General features: G+C 67.7%; 16 protein-coding genes and 1 pseudogene. 8 read left to right on the forward strand and 9 right to left on the reverse strand.

Going from position 1 to position 19072, the window contains the following annotated elements:
• Positions 1-987 (forward strand): annotated as a pseudogene (locus DB30_RS38865) (hypothetical protein); the annotation flags it as partial.
• Positions 988-1022: 35 nt separating this feature from the next.
• Here the strand turns inward: DB30_RS38865 and DB30_RS38870 are convergent.
• Positions 1023-1799 carry a zf-TFIIB domain-containing protein gene (locus DB30_RS38870; protein ID WP_146662615.1) on the reverse strand — a complete coding sequence of 259 codons (777 nt, stop codon included), beginning with the start codon at positions 1797-1799 and terminating at the stop codon, positions 1023-1025.
• Positions 1800-1938: 139 nt separating this feature from the next.
• On the opposite strand from DB30_RS38870, the gene DB30_RS38875 reads away from it, so the two are divergent.
• The gene (locus DB30_RS38875; protein WP_153258484.1) at positions 1939-2454 is read left to right on the forward strand and encodes a hypothetical protein; all 516 of its coding nucleotides are present in this window, start codon (positions 1939-1941) and stop codon (positions 2452-2454) included.
• A gap of 24 nt (positions 2455-2478) precedes the next feature.
• On the opposite strand, the gene DB30_RS38880 is transcribed toward DB30_RS38875, so the two are convergent.
• Positions 2479-2943, reverse strand: coding sequence for a PDZ domain-containing protein (locus DB30_RS38880; RefSeq protein WP_165704153.1), 465 nt, complete (start codon positions 2941-2943; stop codon positions 2479-2481).
• A gap of 104 nt (positions 2944-3047) precedes the next feature.
• Positions 3048-3740, reverse strand: coding sequence for a dTMP kinase (gene tmk, locus DB30_RS38885; RefSeq protein ID WP_052558950.1), 693 nt, complete (start codon positions 3738-3740; stop codon positions 3048-3050).
• 288 nt (positions 3741-4028) lie between these two features.
• Here tmk and DB30_RS42015 point away from each other — a divergent pair, with 288 nt between their 5' ends.
• Entirely contained in the window at positions 4029-4718 is a 690-nt protein-coding gene (locus tag DB30_RS42015; RefSeq protein ID WP_052558952.1) for a hypothetical protein, read from the forward strand.
• Between the two features lie 18 nt (positions 4719-4736).
• Here the strand turns inward: DB30_RS42015 and DB30_RS38895 are convergent, their stop codons facing one another.
• From DB30_RS38895 to DB30_RS38905, 3 genes are all read right to left on the reverse strand, one after another.
• The gene (locus DB30_RS38895) at positions 4737-6575 is read right to left on the reverse strand and encodes a hypothetical protein (protein ID WP_146662617.1); all 1839 of its coding nucleotides are present in this window, start codon (positions 6573-6575) and stop codon (positions 4737-4739) included.
• Positions 6576-7236: 661 nt separating this feature from the next.
• A complete protein-coding gene (locus DB30_RS38900) occupies positions 7237-7575 on the reverse strand; it encodes a PilZ domain-containing protein (protein WP_052558957.1) in 339 nt (112 codons plus the stop codon).
• Positions 7576-7632: 57 nt separating this feature from the next.
• Positions 7633-7950: a hypothetical protein gene (locus DB30_RS38905; RefSeq protein WP_052558959.1), complete on the reverse strand. Its 318-nt coding sequence runs from the start codon at positions 7948-7950 to the stop codon at positions 7633-7635.
• A gap of 98 nt (positions 7951-8048) precedes the next feature.
• Between DB30_RS38905 and era the strand changes: the two genes are divergently transcribed.
• From era to DB30_RS38920, 3 genes are all read left to right on the forward strand, one after another.
• Positions 8049-9089, forward strand: a complete 1041-nt coding sequence (era, locus tag DB30_RS38910; RefSeq protein WP_052558961.1) for a GTPase Era — start codon at positions 8049-8051, stop codon at positions 9087-9089.
• Positions 9082-10590 (forward strand): ribosome biogenesis GTPase Der, encoded by a 1509-nt coding sequence (gene der / locus DB30_RS38915; protein WP_146662619.1) that lies wholly within the window; start codon positions 9082-9084, stop codon positions 10588-10590. Before era ends, der begins: the two co-directional genes overlap by 8 nt.
• 385 nt (positions 10591-10975) lie before the next feature.
• Positions 10976-12688: a vWA domain-containing protein gene (locus DB30_RS38920; protein ID WP_052558963.1), complete on the forward strand. Its 1713-nt coding sequence runs from the start codon at positions 10976-10978 to the stop codon at positions 12686-12688.
• Between the two features lie 164 nt (positions 12689-12852).
• On the opposite strand, the gene DB30_RS38925 is transcribed toward DB30_RS38920, so the two are convergent.
• Positions 12853-13701 carry a hypothetical protein gene (locus tag DB30_RS38925; RefSeq protein ID WP_146662621.1) on the reverse strand — a complete coding sequence of 283 codons (849 nt, stop codon included), beginning with the start codon at positions 13699-13701 and terminating at the stop codon, positions 12853-12855.
• 70 nt (positions 13702-13771) lie between these two features.
• Here DB30_RS38925 and DB30_RS38930 point away from each other — a divergent pair, with 70 nt between their 5' ends.
• Positions 13772-14740 carry a tetratricopeptide repeat protein gene (locus tag DB30_RS38930; RefSeq protein WP_052558966.1) on the forward strand — a complete coding sequence of 323 codons (969 nt, stop codon included), beginning with the start codon at positions 13772-13774 and terminating at the stop codon, positions 14738-14740.
• A 7-nt stretch (positions 14741-14747) separates the two neighbouring features.
• A complete protein-coding gene (locus DB30_RS38935; RefSeq protein ID WP_052558968.1) occupies positions 14748-16067 on the forward strand; it encodes an outer membrane protein assembly factor BamB family protein in 1320 nt (439 codons plus the stop codon).
• Between the two features lie 19 nt (positions 16068-16086).
• Here the strand turns inward: DB30_RS38935 and DB30_RS38940 are convergent, their stop codons facing one another.
• Positions 16087-17127, reverse strand: a complete 1041-nt coding sequence (locus DB30_RS38940; protein WP_052558970.1) for a hypothetical protein — start codon at positions 17125-17127, stop codon at positions 16087-16089.
• Between the two features lie 38 nt (positions 17128-17165).
• On the reverse strand, positions 17166-18980 hold the full coding sequence (locus DB30_RS42020; protein WP_146662623.1) for a peroxiredoxin: 1815 nt from the start codon (positions 18978-18980) through the stop codon (positions 17166-17168).
• Between the last annotated feature and the right edge of the window lie 92 nt (positions 18981-19072).

The following is a 19072-nucleotide window of genomic DNA, read 5'->3' on the forward strand; positions in this document are numbered from 1 at the left end:
GAGGTGCTCGGACTGCTCGCGGGTCTTGCCAAACCACGAGTCGTTGGTGAGGTTGGCGCGGCCCGGACCTGCCAGGCCGTCGCGCCGATGCAACCGGCCGCGCCCGTGCAACCGGCCGCGCCCATTCAGCCGGCCGCCAAGCCGTCAACGCGAGGCTGGACAATGTTCATGGAGGCCGAAGCGCCAGCAGGGGAGGCCGCCAGCACATCGCAGGTGCAGCAGCCCGATCCGGCTCCGGTCCAACCGGCGCGGCCCGTTCAGCCAGCGCAGCCAGCCGGTGCCAGCAGTGCCCCGTCGACCCGGGGTTGGACGATGTTCATGGAAGCGCAGGTGCCCGCCGAGTCTTCGGATGGCCCCGCCGAGCCAGCCGCAGCCGCACCCGCGGCGCCGGCCCCCGCCGCTCCGATCCAGCCTCAGCAACCGATCGGGGCGTCCGACTCCAAGGGCTGGACCGTGTTCATGGAGAAGTCGCCGGTCCAGGCCGAGCCGCCCGACGCGACGCAGCCGGATCCCAACGAGCCTGCGGTCACGGCCGAGCAACCGGTGCAGCCGGCGGTGCAGCCGGCGGTTCAGGCGGCGTCCGCAGAGCCACAAGCGACGTCGGTGCCCGCAGAGCCACAAGCGACGTCGGTGCCCGCAGAGCCACAAGCGACGGAGCAGTACGCTGCTCAGGCGCCCGCTGGGGTCAGCAAGCAGACCCTGATCATGGCCGAGGCACCGGAGATCCCGGCGCCCGTTGCCAGTCGCGAGCCCAGCGCTCCGGTCCCCGCCTCGGTGCCGACGCGTCCCGCGGTCGAGAGCTCTGCACCAACGCCCGCTCCGGTCGCGTCCGCTCCGGTCGCGTCAGCTCCGGTCGGGTCCGCCCCGATCGCTCCGGCCGCTCCGACCGCCATCGTCCCCCAAGCGAGCAGCAAGACGGGTCTCTACATCGGCGCGGCGGTCGTGGTCGTGATCCTGCTCGTGATCATCATCCTCGCCGTGATCTGATCGCGGCGGCGGCTCCCGGAGCCCGAGTCGCGCGGTCACCTGGCGATGCGGCGCACCCACTGGCCGACCCAGCGCAGGAACCAGATGACGACCTCGAACTCGGTGCGTGGCAGGTCGACGCCGGCGCTGGCTGTCATCACGGGCAGGTTGCTCCGCTGCGATCGCTTGGCCTCGGCTTCATGGCGCTCGGCCAGCGCCAAGCCGCCCGTGCGGACGAACGCGACCACACCTTCGAGCTCGCCGGCGTCGAAGAAGGTCCCGCAGCTGCGGCATTCGTCGACCACGATGCCCGAGTAGCGGGCGAAGTTGCGTCGGTTCATGCGCTGCCGACAGCTTGGGCACGGCCGGTAGTGCACGACCTCGGTCATCGCCATGTTCTGCCGCTTGACCGCGTCTGGCTGCAGATGGCTCGCGTGGGCCTTGGCCCAGGCGATCATCTGGTCGAGGGTGCGCCGGTCGACCCACGCCCCGCCGCACCCGTGGCACCCGTGGATCTGCGCCTCGCTGCCGCGATATCCCACCTGCCCCAAACCGGGATCGAGCGCCCAGATCGACATCTCGTCACCGCAGCCGGGACATGAGAACTCGCCTTTGGCCGACGGCGGGGCGGTCTCGCCTTGGGCGTGACCGCAGCTCGGACAAAAGCCGTGGTGGCCGGCGACCAGGGTCAGACACTGCGGGCAGGGCACCGAGGTGCGCGGGTCTGGGAGCCCGAGCGGGACCCGCACCGCGCCACAATAGTCGCAATTGCCGCGGCCTACTTGGTGTTGAGGGCCGCCGCAGGCAGGGCAGTAGTAGGCCGTCGCGCTCACGTGGGGGCAAGACTACCAGCCTCGACTCGTCACCGCGCAGTGACACCGGACTTCGCTGCCCACGGTGAACCGCAAGCCCGCGTCCGAGCTGAGAACACTTTGGGGGACTCGCAGCCGCAGCCCTGGTAGCATGCCGGCGATGATCGCCTACGAGATGCTGGTTCAGACCATCGCCGACTGGAAGGCGGGCGTCCGGCCCACCGCGCCGAGCTTGCCGCCGATCCCCACGGGTGCGCCCGAGGTCGTCGAGGAGTACGACTCTGGCGTCGTCGATATCGACGACGGGCAGGATGGCGACGGAGAGTACGCCGTCGACGTGGAAGGGGAGAGCGACGCCGGCGACGGGGAGTATGCCGTTGACGTGGAGGGGGACCACCCCGCCCAGAGCGGAGGCTACGCCGCCCAGAGTGGGGACTACGCTGCGCAGAGCGGAGGCTACGCGGCGCAGAGCGGAGCCGAGTACGCGCAACAGCAGGGCGAGTACGCAGAGCAGGGCGAGTACGCACAGCAGGGCGAGTACGCCCAACAAGCCGAGTACGCCCAACAGGCCGAGTACGCCCAACCGCAGGGCGAGTACGCCCAACAAGCCGAGTACGCGCAGCCCGAAGCCGACTTGGCGGCGCAGTATCAAGACGACGACGAAGAGCAGTATTAGTCCCGCCGCGGGCGAGCGGCTGAGTCAGTCGATCGGAGGATCGGGCAACACCGCATGGCTGCGTTCGAAGAACGTGCCATCGCGGATCCCGGTCAGCTCCACCGACTCCAGCTGATCGATGCGCGCGAGCAAGTTGCTCAGCTCCTCGGGCGTCTCGAGCTTGGATCCATTGACGCTGAGGATCACGTCGCCGGGGCGCAGGTCGCAGCCTGGCGCGCACAGGCCCGGATCGCCCGGCCACACCCGCGTGATCATCCAACCTTCGAAGCGGCCCTGCGGGCGGTAGGCTTCGGGGCCGATCTGGGCCATCAGGTACGAGGCGGAGCCGCCCTGGGTGGCGCGCACCAGCTCACTGTGGAAGATCGCACCCTCGGGCCGGGGGGGCCCTTCGGGGGCTGGCGTGGTCGAGGCTGTGCTCGAGTCGGTGGGCGCCTCGATCAACGGCTGATCGGGCGAGCCGTCGATCCCGGTGGTGGGTCGACAGCCCATGGCGAGAAGCACGAGCAGGGGGACCGAGCGAGCGCGCATGCGGGCACCATCGGCGGCTGCGACCGTGCTCGCAAGTTTTGTGCACGAGCGAGGCGGCGCCGGGTTCACAACCCGGCTGCGATCAGACGCGAGACGATCGCTTCGGTCACGGCCTCGATCGCCAGCGACGCGTCGACGCGCTCGACCCCCTCGAGCCCATCGGTGAGGATCGCCGCGTAGCCTCGCGCGAGGTCGCGCTGGGTCTGTGGCACGTCGAAGCGCTCGACCACTTGTCCGGTCGTCGCCCGCCGCTGGGCCACGCGGGCGAGCGCGACCTCAGCGGGCAGATCGAACACGAAGGTCAGGTCCGGCCAGCGGGCGTGGGTGTTGATCGTGCGGACCCAGGCGCTGTCACACTCGAGCGACTGGTACACCCACGACGAGATCACATAGCGATCGCACAGCACGATCTCACCGCGAGCGAGGGCTGGCTCGACCTCGCGCGTCAGGTGCTCGAGGCGATCCGCGGCAAACAGCAGCGCGAGCGCGGCAGCGTTGACCGTGCGCGGTTGACCGGGGACCACCGCCAGCAGCGCGCGGGCGAGCTCGCCGATCTGGCCTTCGGACGGCTCGCGGGTCTCGTGAACCCGGTGACCGCGCGCGCGCAGTCGCTTGGCCACGATCGCCTGCTGGGTTGTCGTCCCGCTGCCGTCGATGCCTTCGAACACCAAAAAGCGCGGAGCTGGAGCTGCGGTTGGGTCATCCATCATGTTTTGCGGCTCGGGCCGCAGCTTGCACCAGCGTGGCGGCGACGCCAAGGTTGAACGCGTCGTCAGCCCGAGATGCCGGGTGTGGGATGCCTTCCGGGTCGAGTACGTGGCACACTCAGGTCGGGCACGGTCTGGCCCAGGCTGCGGCGCGAGCCGTGGACGCGCGCGACGAAGTCACGCGCCCGCTTGGACAGGCTCACACAACGCCCGAGGAGCGCCGTGAATCAGCCAGCCAACAATCAGTACGGAGGGCACCAAGGCCAAGGGCAAACCGTTGTCCAAGACGGTTCGCCAGGTCAGCCGCAATACGTGGCCGCGTCGCCACCAGGAGTCGCCGTGACGCTGCCGGGCGGTGCACCGCATCAGCAGCCAAATCCACAGGCGCAGCAGCAGCAGCAGTACCAGCAGCAAGCGCCCCAGCAGCAGGCCCCAGCGGCGGCGCCAGCCAAGCCCAAGCCCGGGTCAGATCAGTTGATCGCGGGCGCTGGCAACACGATGTACGAGTTTCGGGGAGAGTTCTCCGAAGAGGCGCGCGCAGGCGGCAAGCACAAGACCTTCTTCGCAGACGGGGCTGATCTCGCGGCGATCTCCGTCAAAGAAGAGCGCCAAGCCAGCAACCTCAGCGGTGGCGGCGGGACCACGTGGTTGATCGGCGGCATCGTCGTGGTCGTCGTCGGCGGACTGTTGGCGTTCTTCTTGATGGCGGGCAGCGGCGAGGCGGACTCGAGCAAGGACGAGGTCGCCACGGAGCAGGCACCGGCACCCGCAGCCGCAGCCGCTCCAGATCCCGCAGCGGCAGACGCGGGAGCCGAGGGGGCGCCCGCCGTGGACCCTGCGCCTGCCGTGGATCCAGCGCCTGCGCCCGCGCCCGCGCCCGCCGAAGATCCCAAGCCGGCGCCGCAAAAGAAGACCACGGACACCAAGAAAAAGGCGACGCCCAAGAAGGAGCCCCGGAAGGTCCCGTCGATCTCGCCAAGCAAGCCGCCCCGCGACCCTGGCCTCGACAACCTGCCCGCGCCCGACTGATCTGGGGCAGCGGCTGGTTCAGGGCTGTCGCGCGGGTTCGCGTGGGCGGTGCAGCAGCGCGCCGACCCACGCGAGCAGCGTGAGGCAAGCAAGCAGCGCCAGCAAGTACACGCGAAGCCGACCCCGCGTGCCCGAGCTGGACTCGTCGATCTGCGCCTCGAGCTGGCCGAGCGCGGCGGAGACCGTGGGCTCGTCGGGCGCGAGATCGCGGGCGGTGCCGAGCAACATCATGCGCCCGCGCTCGTCGACGCCCTCGACGCGAGCCTCGAGCACCAGCGCGTCCACGCTCAGCTCGCGGGCGCGATCCGGGTCGGCGTCGGCCAGCAGCATCGCGCTCTTGCGCAGCAGCTGGGCCGCGCGAGCGGGGTCGCCGGAGGCTTCGATCTCGGCCGCGACTTCCGAGTAGAACGGCGCGATCAAGTCGGGATCGACGGGGTCGCTGCCATCGCTGAGCAGGGTGTCGAGCATCGCCGCGCCGGCGATGTGATCGTCGCTCGACAGCGCCCGGGCCACGGTCGCGTCGCGCCGAGCCATCCGGCGTTGATCGAGCAGCGACACATAGGCGCGAAACAGTCGCTCGGGTTGGCCCTCGCACTGCGCGTCGACGAGACCGCCAGCGAGCCGCAGCTCGCACTCGGGCTCGAGCAGATCGGGCGCCGTGGTCTGCAGTCGCTGTCGGATCGCCAAGCGTGCGTGCTCGCGGTAGCTGAGCTCGGCCCGCTGGGTGCTGGTCCGGCCGCCGAGCAGACGGATCGACTTGCGGCGGACGCTTGGCAGCGGCCCTGTCACGTAGCTCTCGAACGCGGCTCGGGCCGCACGGCGCACGCCGGGCGCGTCGGCGTCGATGTGATCGAGCAGCAGCGGCGCGGCCTCGCCATCGCGCACGATCGCATAGGCCTGCAACACATCGGCGAGCAGCAGTCGCTCGTGGGACACGGCTTCGATCGCCCGCGACGGATGCAATCGATCCATGCGATCGAGACAGTAGGTCGCGTACGCAGCCCGACGCGCCGCGGTCGACGCCTCGTCGGCGCCCTCGGGCGCGACGGACTCGCGCAGCAGCGGCGGGATCGCTGGGTCCCCGATCGCATCGATCGCCCGGCCGACCTCATCACGGAAGGTCCCGTCGAGCACATAGCCGCTGTCGAGCAGCGTGGCGACCACGTCCGCGACCAACTTGGGATCTTCGCGGGCCGCCTTCGAGGCCGCGCGCAGCAGCGCGACGGTCAGCAGCGCGTCGCGATAGACCGGGTGCAGTGGCTTGGACACGCGGGCGTGTGCGAGACCGAGCAGGTCTTCGAACCAGTCTTCTGACACACGCACGTCATAGCCGTGGGCCTTTTTCCAGTGCAGCGCGAAGTGTCCATAGCGATTGGGCACGTCGCCGCCGATCAGCGCGAGCACTTGCTTGTACTCGCGCTTGGGTCGGTCGCGATCCGCCAACAACATCGGCCCGATCTCCGGCCACAGCTTGGCCCCGGCTTCGGCGAGGTTGCGCGTCAGCATCGCGGCCTCGTCGAGCGGACCTTCGCGCAGCGCATGCACTTGGGCCGCGAAGCTAGACGACTCCTGCGGTGGCACGGGGTCGTACGCGATCGCCTCGGGCACGCTCGCCGAGACCTCGCCCCGGATCTCCGCGCTCGAGCTGTCCGCCGCCGCCCGACGCTGATCCCGTTGCGCCCACCACTGCGCGCCGACCTCGGCCAGCGCCGCCGTGGTCTCCCGCGCAGCCTCCAGATCGGAGCGCGCCTGCACCTCGCCAACGCGAGTCTCGATCACGACTTCAGCAGGCGGACCCGTACAGCCGATCGCGCTGAGGACCAGCAAGCCGAACAGGGCAGGGGAGCGGCGAGCCACGTTCGTGGGCTAGCGGACTCGCCCGCAAAACCAAAATTTTCCCCGAAAACGACGACCCCGCGAGCTCGAGCCCAAGCCCAACTCACAGACCGTCCTGTCAGCAAAACACAAATGATTCCAAGTGTATATGCAACATGATCTCGAAACGAGAGCAAGCGTCCAAGCGATCCCAATACCGTGACCCGCGAAGTGCGAAGCCGATTGTGGAGGACCAAAGATGGAGCGCCCTCCGCTGACTTGTAGGTGCCCAGACAAGAGCCCCCTTCTAGGGGGCCACACATGCGACCGAGAACAGCCAGCCCATTGGGAGCGAGCGAAGCGAGTAACCGCGAAGTGCGAAGCCGCCTGTGGGGGTCATAGAAGGCCCGCGAAGTGCGAAGCCGCCCGTGGGGGTCATAGAAGGCCCGCGAAGTGCGAAGCCGCCTGTGGGGGTCATAGAACACCCCGCGAAGTGCGAAGCCGCCTGTGGAGGACCAAGGATGGAGCGCCCTCCGGTGGCCTGTAGGTACCCAGACAAGAGCCCCCTTCTAGGGGGCCACACATACGACCGAGAACAGCCAGCCCATAGGGAGCGAGCGAAGCGAGTGACCGCGAAGTGCGAAACCGCCTGTGGGGGTCATAGAAGACCCGCGTGGTGCGAAAGCGCCTGTGGGGGTAATGCCTAGTGCATGCGATCGCGAGGGATCGGCGCGCCAGCCTCGGGCACGAAGCGCAAGAACCGAACGCCAACCCCGGTCAGCCCACGCAGCTCATCGCGGTCGTTGTAGTGCACGTAATAGTGGTTCTGAACCCGCGCGAGCGCACAGATCGCCGCATCGTCGTTGGGCAGGGTGAACCGCACGATGACCTTCGTGTTGAGCGGCAGCGGCTCGGCCATCTCGACGAACATGCCCGTCGCCGAGATGTTGCGGGCAACGTAGCCCTGGTCGCCAAACTCGTCTGTCGAGATCAGCACTCGGAACACCTTGTCGATTCGAGTCGCGCTGCGCCGTTCTTGCATGGATAGATGATCGGCGTGTGCTCCGATGAACACAAATATCTTACATGTAGCACATGCTCATGTGATCAGTTCCAGGAGCCCCCAGAGCGCGAGGATCTTGCCGGCGCCAACAATCAAGCCGACCGTGCCCAAGAAGGCGCCGAGCCCACGCGGGAGCGGGCGCCCAGGTGCCCCGGCAAACGCGAGCGCAAACACCCCGACGCTCGCCGCCGGCCACGCTGGAAGGTCGGCGACGCCAGGCCACAGGATCGCCGTAGCCCATCCAATACTGAACAACCCCGCGCCAAGGCTCAGCAGGCTCCAATCGCGCGGGGTGCCATCGCCGACCTCGGCGGCGGTCTCCGAGCCGATCTGCGCCTCACCCTCGTCGACCACCGCCGCGAGTCTAGGAACACTGCGCGCGAAAGTCCACGCCCAGCGATTGGACCCGCCGCTTGTCTCGACCCGGCATTTCGCCAATAACCCCGTCGCCAATGGCTGACGATCAACCCACCGACGCGTCCGCAGACCCGGGCTTCCGCTCCGGCTACGTCGCGCTGTGTGGCCGGCCCAACGTCGGCAAGTCGACCTTGCTCAACGCGTTGCTTGGCGAGGAGCTCGCGGTCGCGAGCGTGCTGCCCCAGACCACGCGCGAGCGCATGCTCGGGATCTGGACGACCGATCGCTTTCAAGCGGTGCTCGTCGACACGCCAGGGATCCATCGGGCCAAGTCGGCGCTCAACAAGTTCATGGTCGCCGAGGCCCTGCGCGGCGCTCGAGGGGTTGATCTGATCTTGATGCTGGCCGAGGTCCCAAGCTTTCCAGCGGGCCCCGAGGGCGCCGAGGCGGCCGCGCAGTGGGAGCCAGGGCCGGGGGCCCGCGCGGTGGTCGAACAGCTGGCCGAGATCGTCTCGGATCGAGATCAGGGGCCACGCATGGTGCTGGTCCTGACCAAGTGTGACCTGCTCGGTGAGCGAGATCTGTTGCTGCCGATCATCGGCAAGTGGCAGGAGCTCCACGCGTTTGATGCGGTGGTGCCGGTCAGCGCCAAGATCGGCCGCGGGCTCGACACCCTGCGCAGCGAGGTCGAGCAGTCGCTGCCCGAGGGCCCGGCCTACTACGGATCCGAGCAGCTCAGCGATCGCTCGATGCGCTGGCACGCCGCGGAGCTGATCCGGGCCGAGCTGTTCGCCCGGCTCGGGCAGGAGCTGCCCTACAGCTCGGCGGTGACGATCTCCAATTTCAAGGAGCTGCGCGAGCGCGACCGGATCGACGCGCTGATCCACGTCGAGCGCAGCAGCCAAAAGGGCATCGTGATCGGGGCCAAGGGCAAGTCGATCAAGGCGATCTCGATCGGCGCACGCAAGCGGATTGAGGCCCTGACCGGCCGGCCCTGCGAGCTGTTCGTCGAGGTCCGCGTCACGCCAGGCTGGACCAAGGATCCCAAGAAGCTCGACGAGCTGGGCTATCGGGCGCAGAGCGAGCTGGGCGTCAGCCCGGCGCCTGGGCACCACACAGGGGGCTCCGATGAATGAAGCTGATATTGAAGGTGAAGCCGAGACCAGCTTCGACGAGGGCCAGTTTACTGACGAGGTAGCTGGCGAGTTGGCCGCCGAGGTCGCGGCCGAAGTCGCTGAAGCTTCGGGCAGCGGCGTCGCCGGCTCCGCCCCGCTGGTAGCGATCATCGGCCGCCCCAACGTTGGGAAGTCCACGCTGTTCAACCGCCTGGTCGGCCGCCGCGAGGCGATCGTCGAGGACAAGCCGGGGGTCACACGCGATCGCCTGTACGGGGTGGGGTCGTGGGAGGGGCGGCACTTCTTGCTCGTCGACACCGGCGGACTCGACCCAAGCCTCGACACCGGGCTGCCGGCCGACATCCAGAGCCAGGCTCAGATCGCGATCGAGGAGGCCGACCTGATCTTGTTCGTGGTCGACGCGAGCGAGGGGGCGACCGCGGTCGACTTCGAGATCGCCGAGCACCTGCGCCGCAGCGGCAAGCCGGTGCTGGTCGCTGCCAACAAGGTCGACAACGACAAGCGCGAGCTCGCAGCGGTGGCGCTGCACGAGCTGTCGCTGGGCGAGGTTCATCCGATCTCGGCCGCGCACGGGCGCAACGTTGGCGAGTTTTGCGACGCGCTGCTCGAGCAGCTGCCGGCCGCGACCGAGGCGAAGCCGGTCCCGATCCCGCCGGGCACACGGCTGGCGTTCATCGGCCGACCCAACGCGGGCAAGTCGACGCTGGTCAACACCTTGATGCGTGCGCAGCGGGTGATCGTCTCGGATCAACCCGGAACCACACGCGACCCGATCTACCTGCCGTTTCAGTACAAGAACCGGGATCTGGTGCTGACCGACACGGCCGGGCTTCGGCGCCGCAAGCAGGTCGCCCGCGCGATGGAGAAGCTCGCGGCGATCAAGTCGATCCGCACGATGGAGCGGACCCAGGTCGTGATCCTGGTGATCGACGCGACCGAGGGCGTGACGGATCAAGATCAGCGCTTGGCCCGGATGGCGTTCATTCGGGGCAAGGGCGTGGTCGTGGCCATGCACAAGTGGGATCTGATCAAGTACGACGGCAAGCTCGCGCGCGAGCGGCTGCTGCACGCGCAAGAGTCCCTGGCGTTCCTCGAGCACCCGTGGATCGTCAAGACTTCGGTGGTCGGGGCCGGCCGCGATCGCGGTGAGGGCAAGTCCTTCAATCTCGACGAGCTGCTCGACGCGTGCCTTCGCACGGCCGCGGCGCTGGCCAAGCACATCCCCACGCCAGCGCTCAACGAGGAGCTCAAGGCGGCGGTCGCCGATCACAACCCGCCGATGTGGCGTGCCAAGCCGGTGCGCCTGTACTTCGCGACGCAGGCCGACACCGAGCCGCCGCTGATCGTGATCTCGGCCAACCATGGGCGCTGCCTTGGGCCAGACTACGAGCGCTACTTGATTCGGCGGATCCGTCAGCGCTGGCACCTGCGTGGGATCCCGGTCCGCATGGTCGTGCGTGGCCGTGGGCGGGCCAACAAGGACCGCGCCGCCAAGCGCTAGTGCCGCACACCCTAAGTTCGTTCCGGGTTAGGTGCGGAGCTGAGGCCCAAGGGCGAGGAGCGGCGACGACGCTGTACCGGGCGTACTGCTAGGAGCTGCGACACTGCCATTGGGCCTCAGTGCCGTGCATAACCCGGATGGAACTTAGGGTGTGCGGCACTAGGCTGCGCGAGCTGTCTTCAGCGAGGGTAGCGATCTCGGCTCCGTGAATCGCGCACCTCGCGGGCTCCTCCTGGATCGGCCCGCGTTCGAGCTAAAAACAGCCTTGGCCCCGGGCAAAGACTGTGAGAACGTGCGCCTGCAGCCTTGCCTCGATCGCAGTCGGGCGGGTATTAATGCCCTAGCCAGCCCCCCGATCTGCTAGGTCGGAGCAGGAGACCAGCTCATGTCGCGCCTCAAGCTTGGAACCAAGTTCACCCTACTCGCCGGCTGTGCCATGGCCATGGCCATGACCACCACCAGCGGCTGCCTCAACCACCCGCTCAAGCCCGTCGAGCTCGAGAAGGGATCCGAGGTCGAAGACCAGCTGCAGCTCACCGTCAACAAGGACGTCGACATCCTGTTCGTGATCGACAACTCCGGGTCGATGGGTGAAGAGCAGGCGATCCTCGCCAACAACTTCGGCTCGTTCATTCAGGTCCTCGAGGCCGACGACGTCGAGGCCAACTACCGGCTTGGCATCACGACCTCCGACAACGGCAACCCCTGGTGTCCGCCGGGTTCGACCACGCCCGAGGCCGGCAACCTGGTGCTGAGCTCGTGCAAGTCGCGGATCGGCGACTTCATCTTCAACAGCGGCGAGACCGACGTGACGGACCTCGCCTGCAACGACATCTGCACCCTCGACGCGGCCGCGCTCGAAGTGCTGCCCAGCACGACCGACTACGACACGCAGGCCAAGCCGCGAAAGTGGCTCGAGAACATCGAGGGCAAGAAGAACATCCCGGACTCGACCAACACCGAGGACGCGTTCAAGTGCTTCGGACCGCAGGGCATCAACGGCTGCGGCTTCGAGTCCCAGCTCGAGTCCATGTACCTCGCGCTGATCCGGGCCCAGAACGCCGATGAGGTCGGCAGCTACGGGTTCCTGCGAGCCAGCGCGATCTTGGCCGTCGTGTTCGTGACCGACGAGGCCGACTGCTCCTACAACAAGAGCTTCTCGGAGATCTTCGAGCAAGACGGCAACCGCGTGTTCTGGTCGGATCCAGCCGCCGCGTTCCCGACCTCGGCCGTGTGTTGGAACGCGGGCGTTGACTGCGAGGGCGATCCCAACAACTACGACACCTGCAGCGCCGTCAACAAAGACGTCAACGGCAACAGCGGCGTCGACAACGGGCAGGCCGTGCTGCATCCGATGAGCCGCTACATCGGCCTGCTCGACGGTCTCGAGAAAGAGAAGCAAGAGCTCAACGCCGAGCAAGAGGTCATCGTCGCGCTGATCGGCGGCGTGGCGAACGACGGCACGGCCTTCTACGGCGACGTCAGCGGCACCAACCCCGAGTTCCAAAACAGCTTCGGCATCGGGCCTGGCTGCGAAGCGCCCAACCCGCTCAACCCGGCCGAGCCCGTGCAGGCGGTCCCGCCCGTGCGTCTGCGCGATCTCGTCGAAGAGTTCACGCCAGGCAACATGTTCTCGATCTGCCAGCAGGACTACTCGGACGCCATGGAAGCGATCGCCCAGCGCATCCGCGATCAGATCCAGCCGGCCTGCTACACCAAGTGTGTCAAGGACACCGACGCGTCCACGGCGATCGTCGATCCCGAGTGCACGGTGGAAGAAGATCCGCCCGGCAACGACAACACCGTCAGGATCCAAGAGTGCGAGCGGGACGCGGCCGGCTACGTGCTCGACGGCAACGGCGACTACTCCATGCCCGGCTCGGACGTGAACGTCTGCTACGCGCTGTTGACGGACGACTCGATGCAGACCGGCTCGGTCGGCGACGACATGTCGGATTACTGCAAGGACGAGAACTTCAATCTGGAGTTCAAGATCGCCCGGCGGCCCGGCTACCCGGCAACGGGCGGCACCTCGATCTCGGCGACCTGCTCGCTCGCCGACTTCCCCGACGTCACCTGCCCCGGTATCGGCGGCTAGGTTAGGTCAGCTCGCGTGACAGCAAGAGGGCGGCTTCGGCCGCCCTTCTTGTTTTAATCTGTTTTCAGCTCGGGCGAGGGCTTCTCGCCCGCTTGCGAGCACCTTCGTGGACGGAGCCACCGAGGGAAGCGAGCTCTCGAGTTTAATCTCGGGCCGAAGCAGCCCTAAAACCGAACGGACAGGCGCACGCTCCCGTGCACGTACACGGGCAGCTGCGCGAGCGCTCGAATCATGGCGTAGTAGCGCAGCGAGAGCCCGACCGCCCAGCGCTGTCCAAGCAGGATGTCCAGGCCGACGCCGGCGTGGACCTCGGGGAGCGGGGTTGGTTGGCACAGCTCGTCGGCGCTGCAGCTCAGGCCCAGATCGCACACGCCACCCTGACGACACTCGGCGCCCCACTGACCGGGCTGCGCCGCGCTGGGGCTGCGCACGAACAGCAGCCCGGCGCCAACGTCGACGCGGGGCACGAACCGCCCGATGTCGAGGGCGTAGACGACCGCGATCCCGGTGTTCGTTGCCTGGACCAGGCCGCCGTTGGCGAGCAGCACGACCTCGTTGGCGTCTTCGTCGAAGCCGGTCTCTTCGAACACGGGGTGGATGGTGTGGCTGGCGTAGGCGCGCAGGAACAGCCAACGCAGCACGCGAACGTCGAGCTCGAGGCCGACGCCGCCGCCGCGCAGCGGCGTGGATCCGCGACCGATGAAGGGCACGCGAAACGCCGCGTAAGTTGGGACCGCGGTCAGCTGCAGGTGGTGGTCGTCGTCGAAGCCGCGCGTGATCGGGCGCTGGCGACCTGCGCTCCATTGACCCAGCTGGTTGTTGGGTGGCGACATGAAGCTCGCGTCGTCGGGGTCACGCGGGACCTCTCCAAACGGTTCGGGTGTTCGCGCAGGCGGAGCGGGCGCCTCGGCTTGGGTCCCCGTCGGAGGTCCCCAACCACCCACACACATCAGCAACGCCAGGGCGATCGGGCCCCGACGGGCCAGGCGATCACTGCGTTGCTGCCCGCTCACGGGCCCCAGCATAGCGGTTTGAGGTCGCGTGGGTGGACAGGCGTCGAGCCGTCTTGTAGATAGGCCAGCCGTGAGTGACGACCTCGACTTCATGCCGGCCACGCCGGGCAAGGATGAGCTGGTCAACCCAGATGGTCCTGACCAGGCCAAGAGTGGATCAGCTGAAGATCCGGCTCCGGGTGGGGACGGCGATCGAGCCCCCGGTGAGCGGGCCGAGCTGCCAACCTGGAACCGCAGCCGGCGCAAGCGCAAGGCCAACGTCAAGGCGGAGAAAGAGGACGACGCGTTCCAGCGCGGGGTTCGAAAGGCCAGCCGCCAGGTCATCGACACGCCCAAGCTGGTGATCGGTGCGATCGTGATCGCGCTGCTCGTGATCGCGGGCGGCGTCGCGCTGACCAATCGCAGCACCGAAGGGGACGCTGTCGCGGCCCGGACTCTGCAAGTCGCGACCGCCGCGATCGTTCGCGGGCAGGTGGTGCCGCCAGAAGAGCAAGAGCGGCTTGGCGACTCGATCAAGCTGTACAGGTTGCCGATCTTCGCGACCGAGGAAGACCGGCAAGCGGCGATCGCCGCGGCCGTGACCGAGGCCAAGAACTCGGGTCGGGACAAGGTCGAGCAAGACGCCGCGCTCGTTGCCGCCGCCCAGGCCATGCAGGCGGGTGACTTCGACGCCGCGCTGGCCGAGTACGAGCTGTTCCTCGAAGACGCTGGCCGCGAGCACCCGCTCCGGTTCGTGGCGCTCGAGGGCAAGGGCAACGCGCTGGAGGCCAAGGGGGAGCTCGAGGCCGCGCTGGCCGCCTTCCAGGCCATCGCGCCCTATCCCAGCGACTACTATCGCCCGATGGCCCTGTACCACCAAGGCAGGGTGCTCGAGGCGCTCGAGCGCCCCGACGAGGCGCTGGCGATCTACCGGCAGTACCTCGACGAGTTCAAGAAAGAGGAGCTCGCGACCCCGATGGTGCGCAAGCGACTCGAGGCGCTCGACCCCGAGTTTGCCGCGCTGATGTCCGCGCCGGCTTCGCCAACCATCTCGCCATGAGCTTGCGATGAGCGTGGGTGTTTTCAGCTCGGGCGAGGCGTCTCGCCCGCTCGCAGACAGCGCTTCTCGCCCGCTTGCAGACAGGGTTGGACCGCTTCAGCGTCGGGCCGCGGCGCTCTTCGCCCTGCTGACCACGCTCGCGTGCGGGCCAGCGGAGCGGACCATCCTGATTCACGAGCCCGAGGGCGATGGCGCTCGGGCGATCTGGTCCGTCGACTTCGTCCGCGAATTCACGATCCCAGAGAACTACCGGTATCGCACCGAGGAGTACGGCTCGCCCGTCGCGGACCCCAGCCGCGGGTTGGTCTATGTCGGCAGCCGCGACGGCACGCTGGTCGCGTTCGAGGATCGGATCGGCGAGTTCGTCTGGGAGCTCGACATCGGCGGCGGGCTCAGCAGCGTGCCGATCCTGGCGGTCGTCGATCCCGAGCGGGGCGTGGGCCACCAAGCTGCGCCCAACGAGCGCGCGAATTGGATGCTGACGGGCACCGATGACGGCGCGCTGGTTGCTGTGGATCTCGACACCCAGGAGGTCCGCTGGCGCTACCGGACCAACGGCTTGGTCCGCACCCCAGCGGTGATCGGTGATGGCGTCGTGCACTTCTCCAACTCGCGCGACGAGATCCTCACCGTGGATCTTCGCAGCGGCGAGTGGGTGTGGCAGTACGACGGCGAGTTTCAGAAGGACTTCACGGTCTACGGCCGGGCTGGCTTGGCCTACCAGCCGCCGCTCGATCCCACCGGCAGCGTCGGCGGGGTGCTCTACACGGGGTTCGCCGACGGCAAGGTCCTGGCGATCGACGCGGTGAGCGGCGCGCCAAAGTGGAGCGAGTCGCTCGCGCCGCTCGAGGGGGCCGGGCTGTTCGTCGATGTCGACACGACCCCGGTGCTGGCACCCGAGCGCGGGCAGCTGCTGGTCGCCAACCAAGCTTCTGGGGTGTTCGCGCTCTCGCAGGCTGACGGCGCTCGAGTGTGGAACACCAAGATCCGCGCCGTCGGCAGCTTGGCGCTCGCGCCCGGTGGCGTGTTGCTGGCCGCGAGCTCGCTCGAGGGGCTCTACGGACTCGAGCTAGACGGCCGGGTGCGCTGGTACCAACAGCTGGATCCCGGCTCGTTGGCGACGCCGCTGGTCGTCGGGACCACGGTGTTCATCGCCCACTCCGACGCCGGGCTGCTGGCCTACGCAACGGTCAACGGCGAGCTGCTCGGGCGCCTGTTCAACGGCAGCGGCAGCTCGGGGCAGCCCAGCTTCGATCCCGTGCTTGGGCGGGTCTACGCCAGCTCGGACCGCGGGCAGCTGTACGCGCTGCGCTTGTCGCTGGACTGATCGTCTGCCTGGGCCGAAGTCACGGCAGCGGCAGGGTAGGGGGCGCCGCGCCGATGTGCCGGGTCAGGACTGGGTCCCCGCTGATCAGCGCGACGAGATCCTCGCCCAAGACTTGGACGGCCGCGCTGGGCCAGGCTGCGCCCGCGTGCGCGCGGTGGAGGCCAAGCGCGGGCTCGCGTTGATCGCTGCCGCCGTGTTGCTCGAGCAGCGCAAACCCAGCGTCTGCGCGGGTGCGATAGCTGGGCAGCAGGGCGAAGCGTCGCTCGCCGGGACCGCCGACCCACGCGCTGTCGGGGACCACTTGGGTCGCCGGCACCCAGCCGCCAAAGAAGCGATCGCCCCGGCGCACCAAGATCTGCGCCCAGCGCAGACATGCACCCGCGTCATCGCAGCGATCAACGCTGTCGAGCAGCCATACGGCGTCGTCGAGGTTGACGATCTGGTAGCGCTCGCTCGCGGGTGGCAATTGAGGCGCGGGGGCGGCAAACATCGGCGCCCGGGCGACCGCGAGGCTGGCGGGCTGCCACGCCGCGCCAGCCGGGATCGGGAGCACGTTGGCGGGCGGCCACGGGAAGGTGTGGGTGCTGGAATTCGACCCGGGGGTGACCACCAGCGCGGTCAGGATCAGCTCGTGATCCCGATAGAGGTAGCCGCCCGGGACCGGCGTGGCAGCTTCGCCCGCGCCCAGGGTTGCGAAGCTGTTCGCGTTGACCCAGCTGAGCGCTTGCTCGAGGGTGTCGACCCGACCAACGAGTTCGCCGGGCGGCGGTGAACCACCTCGGGGCAGCGCATCGATCACGGGCGGCTGCGCGAGCGAGCGGGCTGCGTCGATCTGGGCGCCGCGCGGGCCGATCAGCTCGAGGCTCAGCCAGAACCCGCCGGGCTCGTCCCAGATCAGCGGACCACCGACGGGTCCATCTAGACCCGGCGGCTCGTCCTCGCCGGTGTTTTTTGTATCCCAAGTCGGATCAGCAGGCGGGTCGACGGGGGGACCCGCGTCGGCGATCGCCACGGGCCAGCCGGCACCGAGGACGATCGCGAGGACGACAGCGGGTCGCATGCCGAGAAGCTACCCGCTGTCGTTCAGACCTTGCAACGTCAGGCGTTGTCGTCGGCCAGCTCGTCCTGGTCGTCGTGCTCGCCCTCTTCGGTGCTCTCCCGAATTTCGTCGATCGCCTCGCCCTCGGGCTCGTCGTCCTCGTCAGTTTGGGGACCGTCGAGCAGATCGTCTTCGTCGGCGGCGGGCGCCGCTTGGGTCACGATCGGCGCAGGCGGGTCGACGGGGGACGCGTCGAGTTGGGTCCGCAGATCCGCGAGCACGGCCGCTGCGTGCCCCGCCGCCTTGCGCACGAGGTACTTGGCTTCGATCTTCCCGCTCGGGCCCACGACGAAGGTCGTGCGGATCATGCCAACGACCGGCTTGCCGTACAGCAGCTTGCTGCCCCACGCGCCGTAGGCCAGCGACGCGGCGTACTCGGTGTCAGCGAGCAGCTCGACCCCAAGCGAGTGCTTGGCGCGAAACTTCGCGTGCGACTCGAGGCTGTCCGTCGAGACTCCGATGACCACGACGCCAAGCTGGGCGAACTCGCTGGCCAGCGCCGTGAACTCCATCGCCTCTGTCGTGCAGCCAGGCGTGTTGTCGCGTGGGTAGAAGTACAAGACGAAGCGCCGCCCAGCGAGTGAGCTCGTCGAGTGACGACCGCCGCCGTCGGCCGGCAGATCGAACGCGGGGGCGGCGTCGCCGACCGCCAGCGAGACGTCGCTGCCCGGTGGCTTCGCGGCCTTTTGCTTGCGCTGGGCTGCCGGAGCGGCCTGTTCGGTCGCGGCGGTCTTCTTGGCCGCCGTCGTCTTCTTTTTGGACGCAGCCTTTTTCGTGGCGGGCTTCTTGGACACAGCCTTCTTCTTGGCGGCGGTTTTTTTGTTGGACGCAGCCTTCTTCTTGGCGGCGGGTTTCTTCTTTGACGCAGCCTTTTTGGCGGCGGGCTTCTTCTTTGACGCAGCCTTCTTCTTGGCGGCGGGCTTCTTCTTTGACGCAGCCTTCTTCTTGGCGGCGGGCTTCTTGGCGGCGGGCTTCTTCTTGGCAGCAGGCTTCTTCTTCGAAGCAGCCTTCTTCTTGGCGGCGGGCTTCTTCTTTGAAGCAGCCTTCTTCTTGGACGCAGCCTTCTTCTTGGCGGCGGGCTTCTTCTTGGAAGCAGCCTTCTTCTTGGCAGCAGGCTTCTTCTTCGAAGCAGCCTTCTTCTTGGACGCAGCCTTCTTCTTGGACGCAGCCTTCTTCTTGGACGCAGCCTTGGCGGCGGGCTTCTTCTTGGACGCAGCCTTCTTCTTGGACGCGGGCTTCTTCTTGGCGGCGGGCTTCTTCTTGGAAGCAGCCTTCTTCTTGGACGCAGCCTTCTTCTTGGACGCAGCCTTCTTCTTGGACGCAGCCTTGGCGGCGGGCTTCTTCTTGGACGCAGCCTTCTTCTTGGACGCGGGCTTCTTCTTGGCGGCGGGCTTCTTCTTGGAAGCAGCCTTCTTCTTGGACGCAGCCTTCTTCTTGGACGCAGCCTTCTTCTTGGACGCAGCCTTGGCGGCGGGCTTCTTCTTGGACGCAGCCTTCTTCTTGGACGCGGGCTTCTTCTTGGCGGCGGGCTTCTTCTTGGAAGCAGCCTTCTTCTTGGACGCAGCCTTCTTCTTGGACGCAGCCTTCTTCTTGGCGGCGGGCTTCTTCTTGGACGCAGCCTTCTTCTTGGAAGCGGGCTTCTTCTTGGAAGCGGGCTTCTTCTTGGAAGCGGGCTTCTTCTTGGAAGCAGCCTTCTTCTTGGAAGCAGCCTTCTTCTTGGAAGCAGCCTTCTTCTTGGACGCAGCCTTCTTCTTCGAAGTCTGTTGTTTGGCAGCAGCCTTCTTCTTGCTGCCCTTCTTCTTTCGCGTAGCCATGATTGGATCCTCCAGGGCCAGTCTAGGCGTTCGCGCAGCATCGCCGATAGTCCGTATGTTTCTGCGCTCGGATCGGCCGCGTCGGAGGAGTC

Origin of the sequence: Enhygromyxa salina, from assembly GCF_000737335.2 — a bacterium.
Taxonomy (GTDB): Bacteria; Myxococcota_A; Polyangia; order Nannocystales; family Nannocystaceae; genus Plesiocystis; species Plesiocystis salina_C.

Bases quoted from the DNA above. Each gene is read 5' to 3' on its own strand.
- DB30_RS38900 (WP_052558957.1), bottom strand. From the start codon at position 7,575: ATGCAAGAACGGCGCAGCGCGACTCGAATCGACAAGGTGTTCCGAGTG.
- DB30_RS38875 (WP_153258484.1), top strand. From the start codon at position 1,939: ATGATCGCCTACGAGATGCTGGTTCAGACCATCGCCGACTGGAAGGCG.
- DB30_RS38880 (WP_165704153.1), bottom strand. From the start codon at position 2,943: ATGGGCTGTCGACCCACCACCGGGATCGACGGCTCGCCCGATCAGCCG.
- DB30_RS38935 (WP_052558968.1), top strand. From the start codon at position 14,748: ATGAGCGTGGGTGTTTTCAGCTCGGGCGAGGCGTCTCGCCCGCTCGCA.
- DB30_RS42020 (WP_146662623.1), bottom strand. From the start codon at position 18,980: ATGGCTACGCGAAAGAAGAAGGGCAGCAAGAAGAAGGCTGCTGCCAAA.
- era (WP_052558961.1), top strand. From the start codon at position 8,049: ATGGCTGACGATCAACCCACCGACGCGTCCGCAGACCCGGGCTTCCGC.
- DB30_RS38920 (WP_052558963.1), top strand. From the start codon at position 10,976: ATGTCGCGCCTCAAGCTTGGAACCAAGTTCACCCTACTCGCCGGCTGT.
- DB30_RS38940 (WP_052558970.1), bottom strand. From the start codon at position 17,127: ATGCGACCCGCTGTCGTCCTCGCGATCGTCCTCGGTGCCGGCTGGCCC.
- der (WP_146662619.1), top strand. From the start codon at position 9,082: ATGAATGAAGCTGATATTGAAGGTGAAGCCGAGACCAGCTTCGACGAG.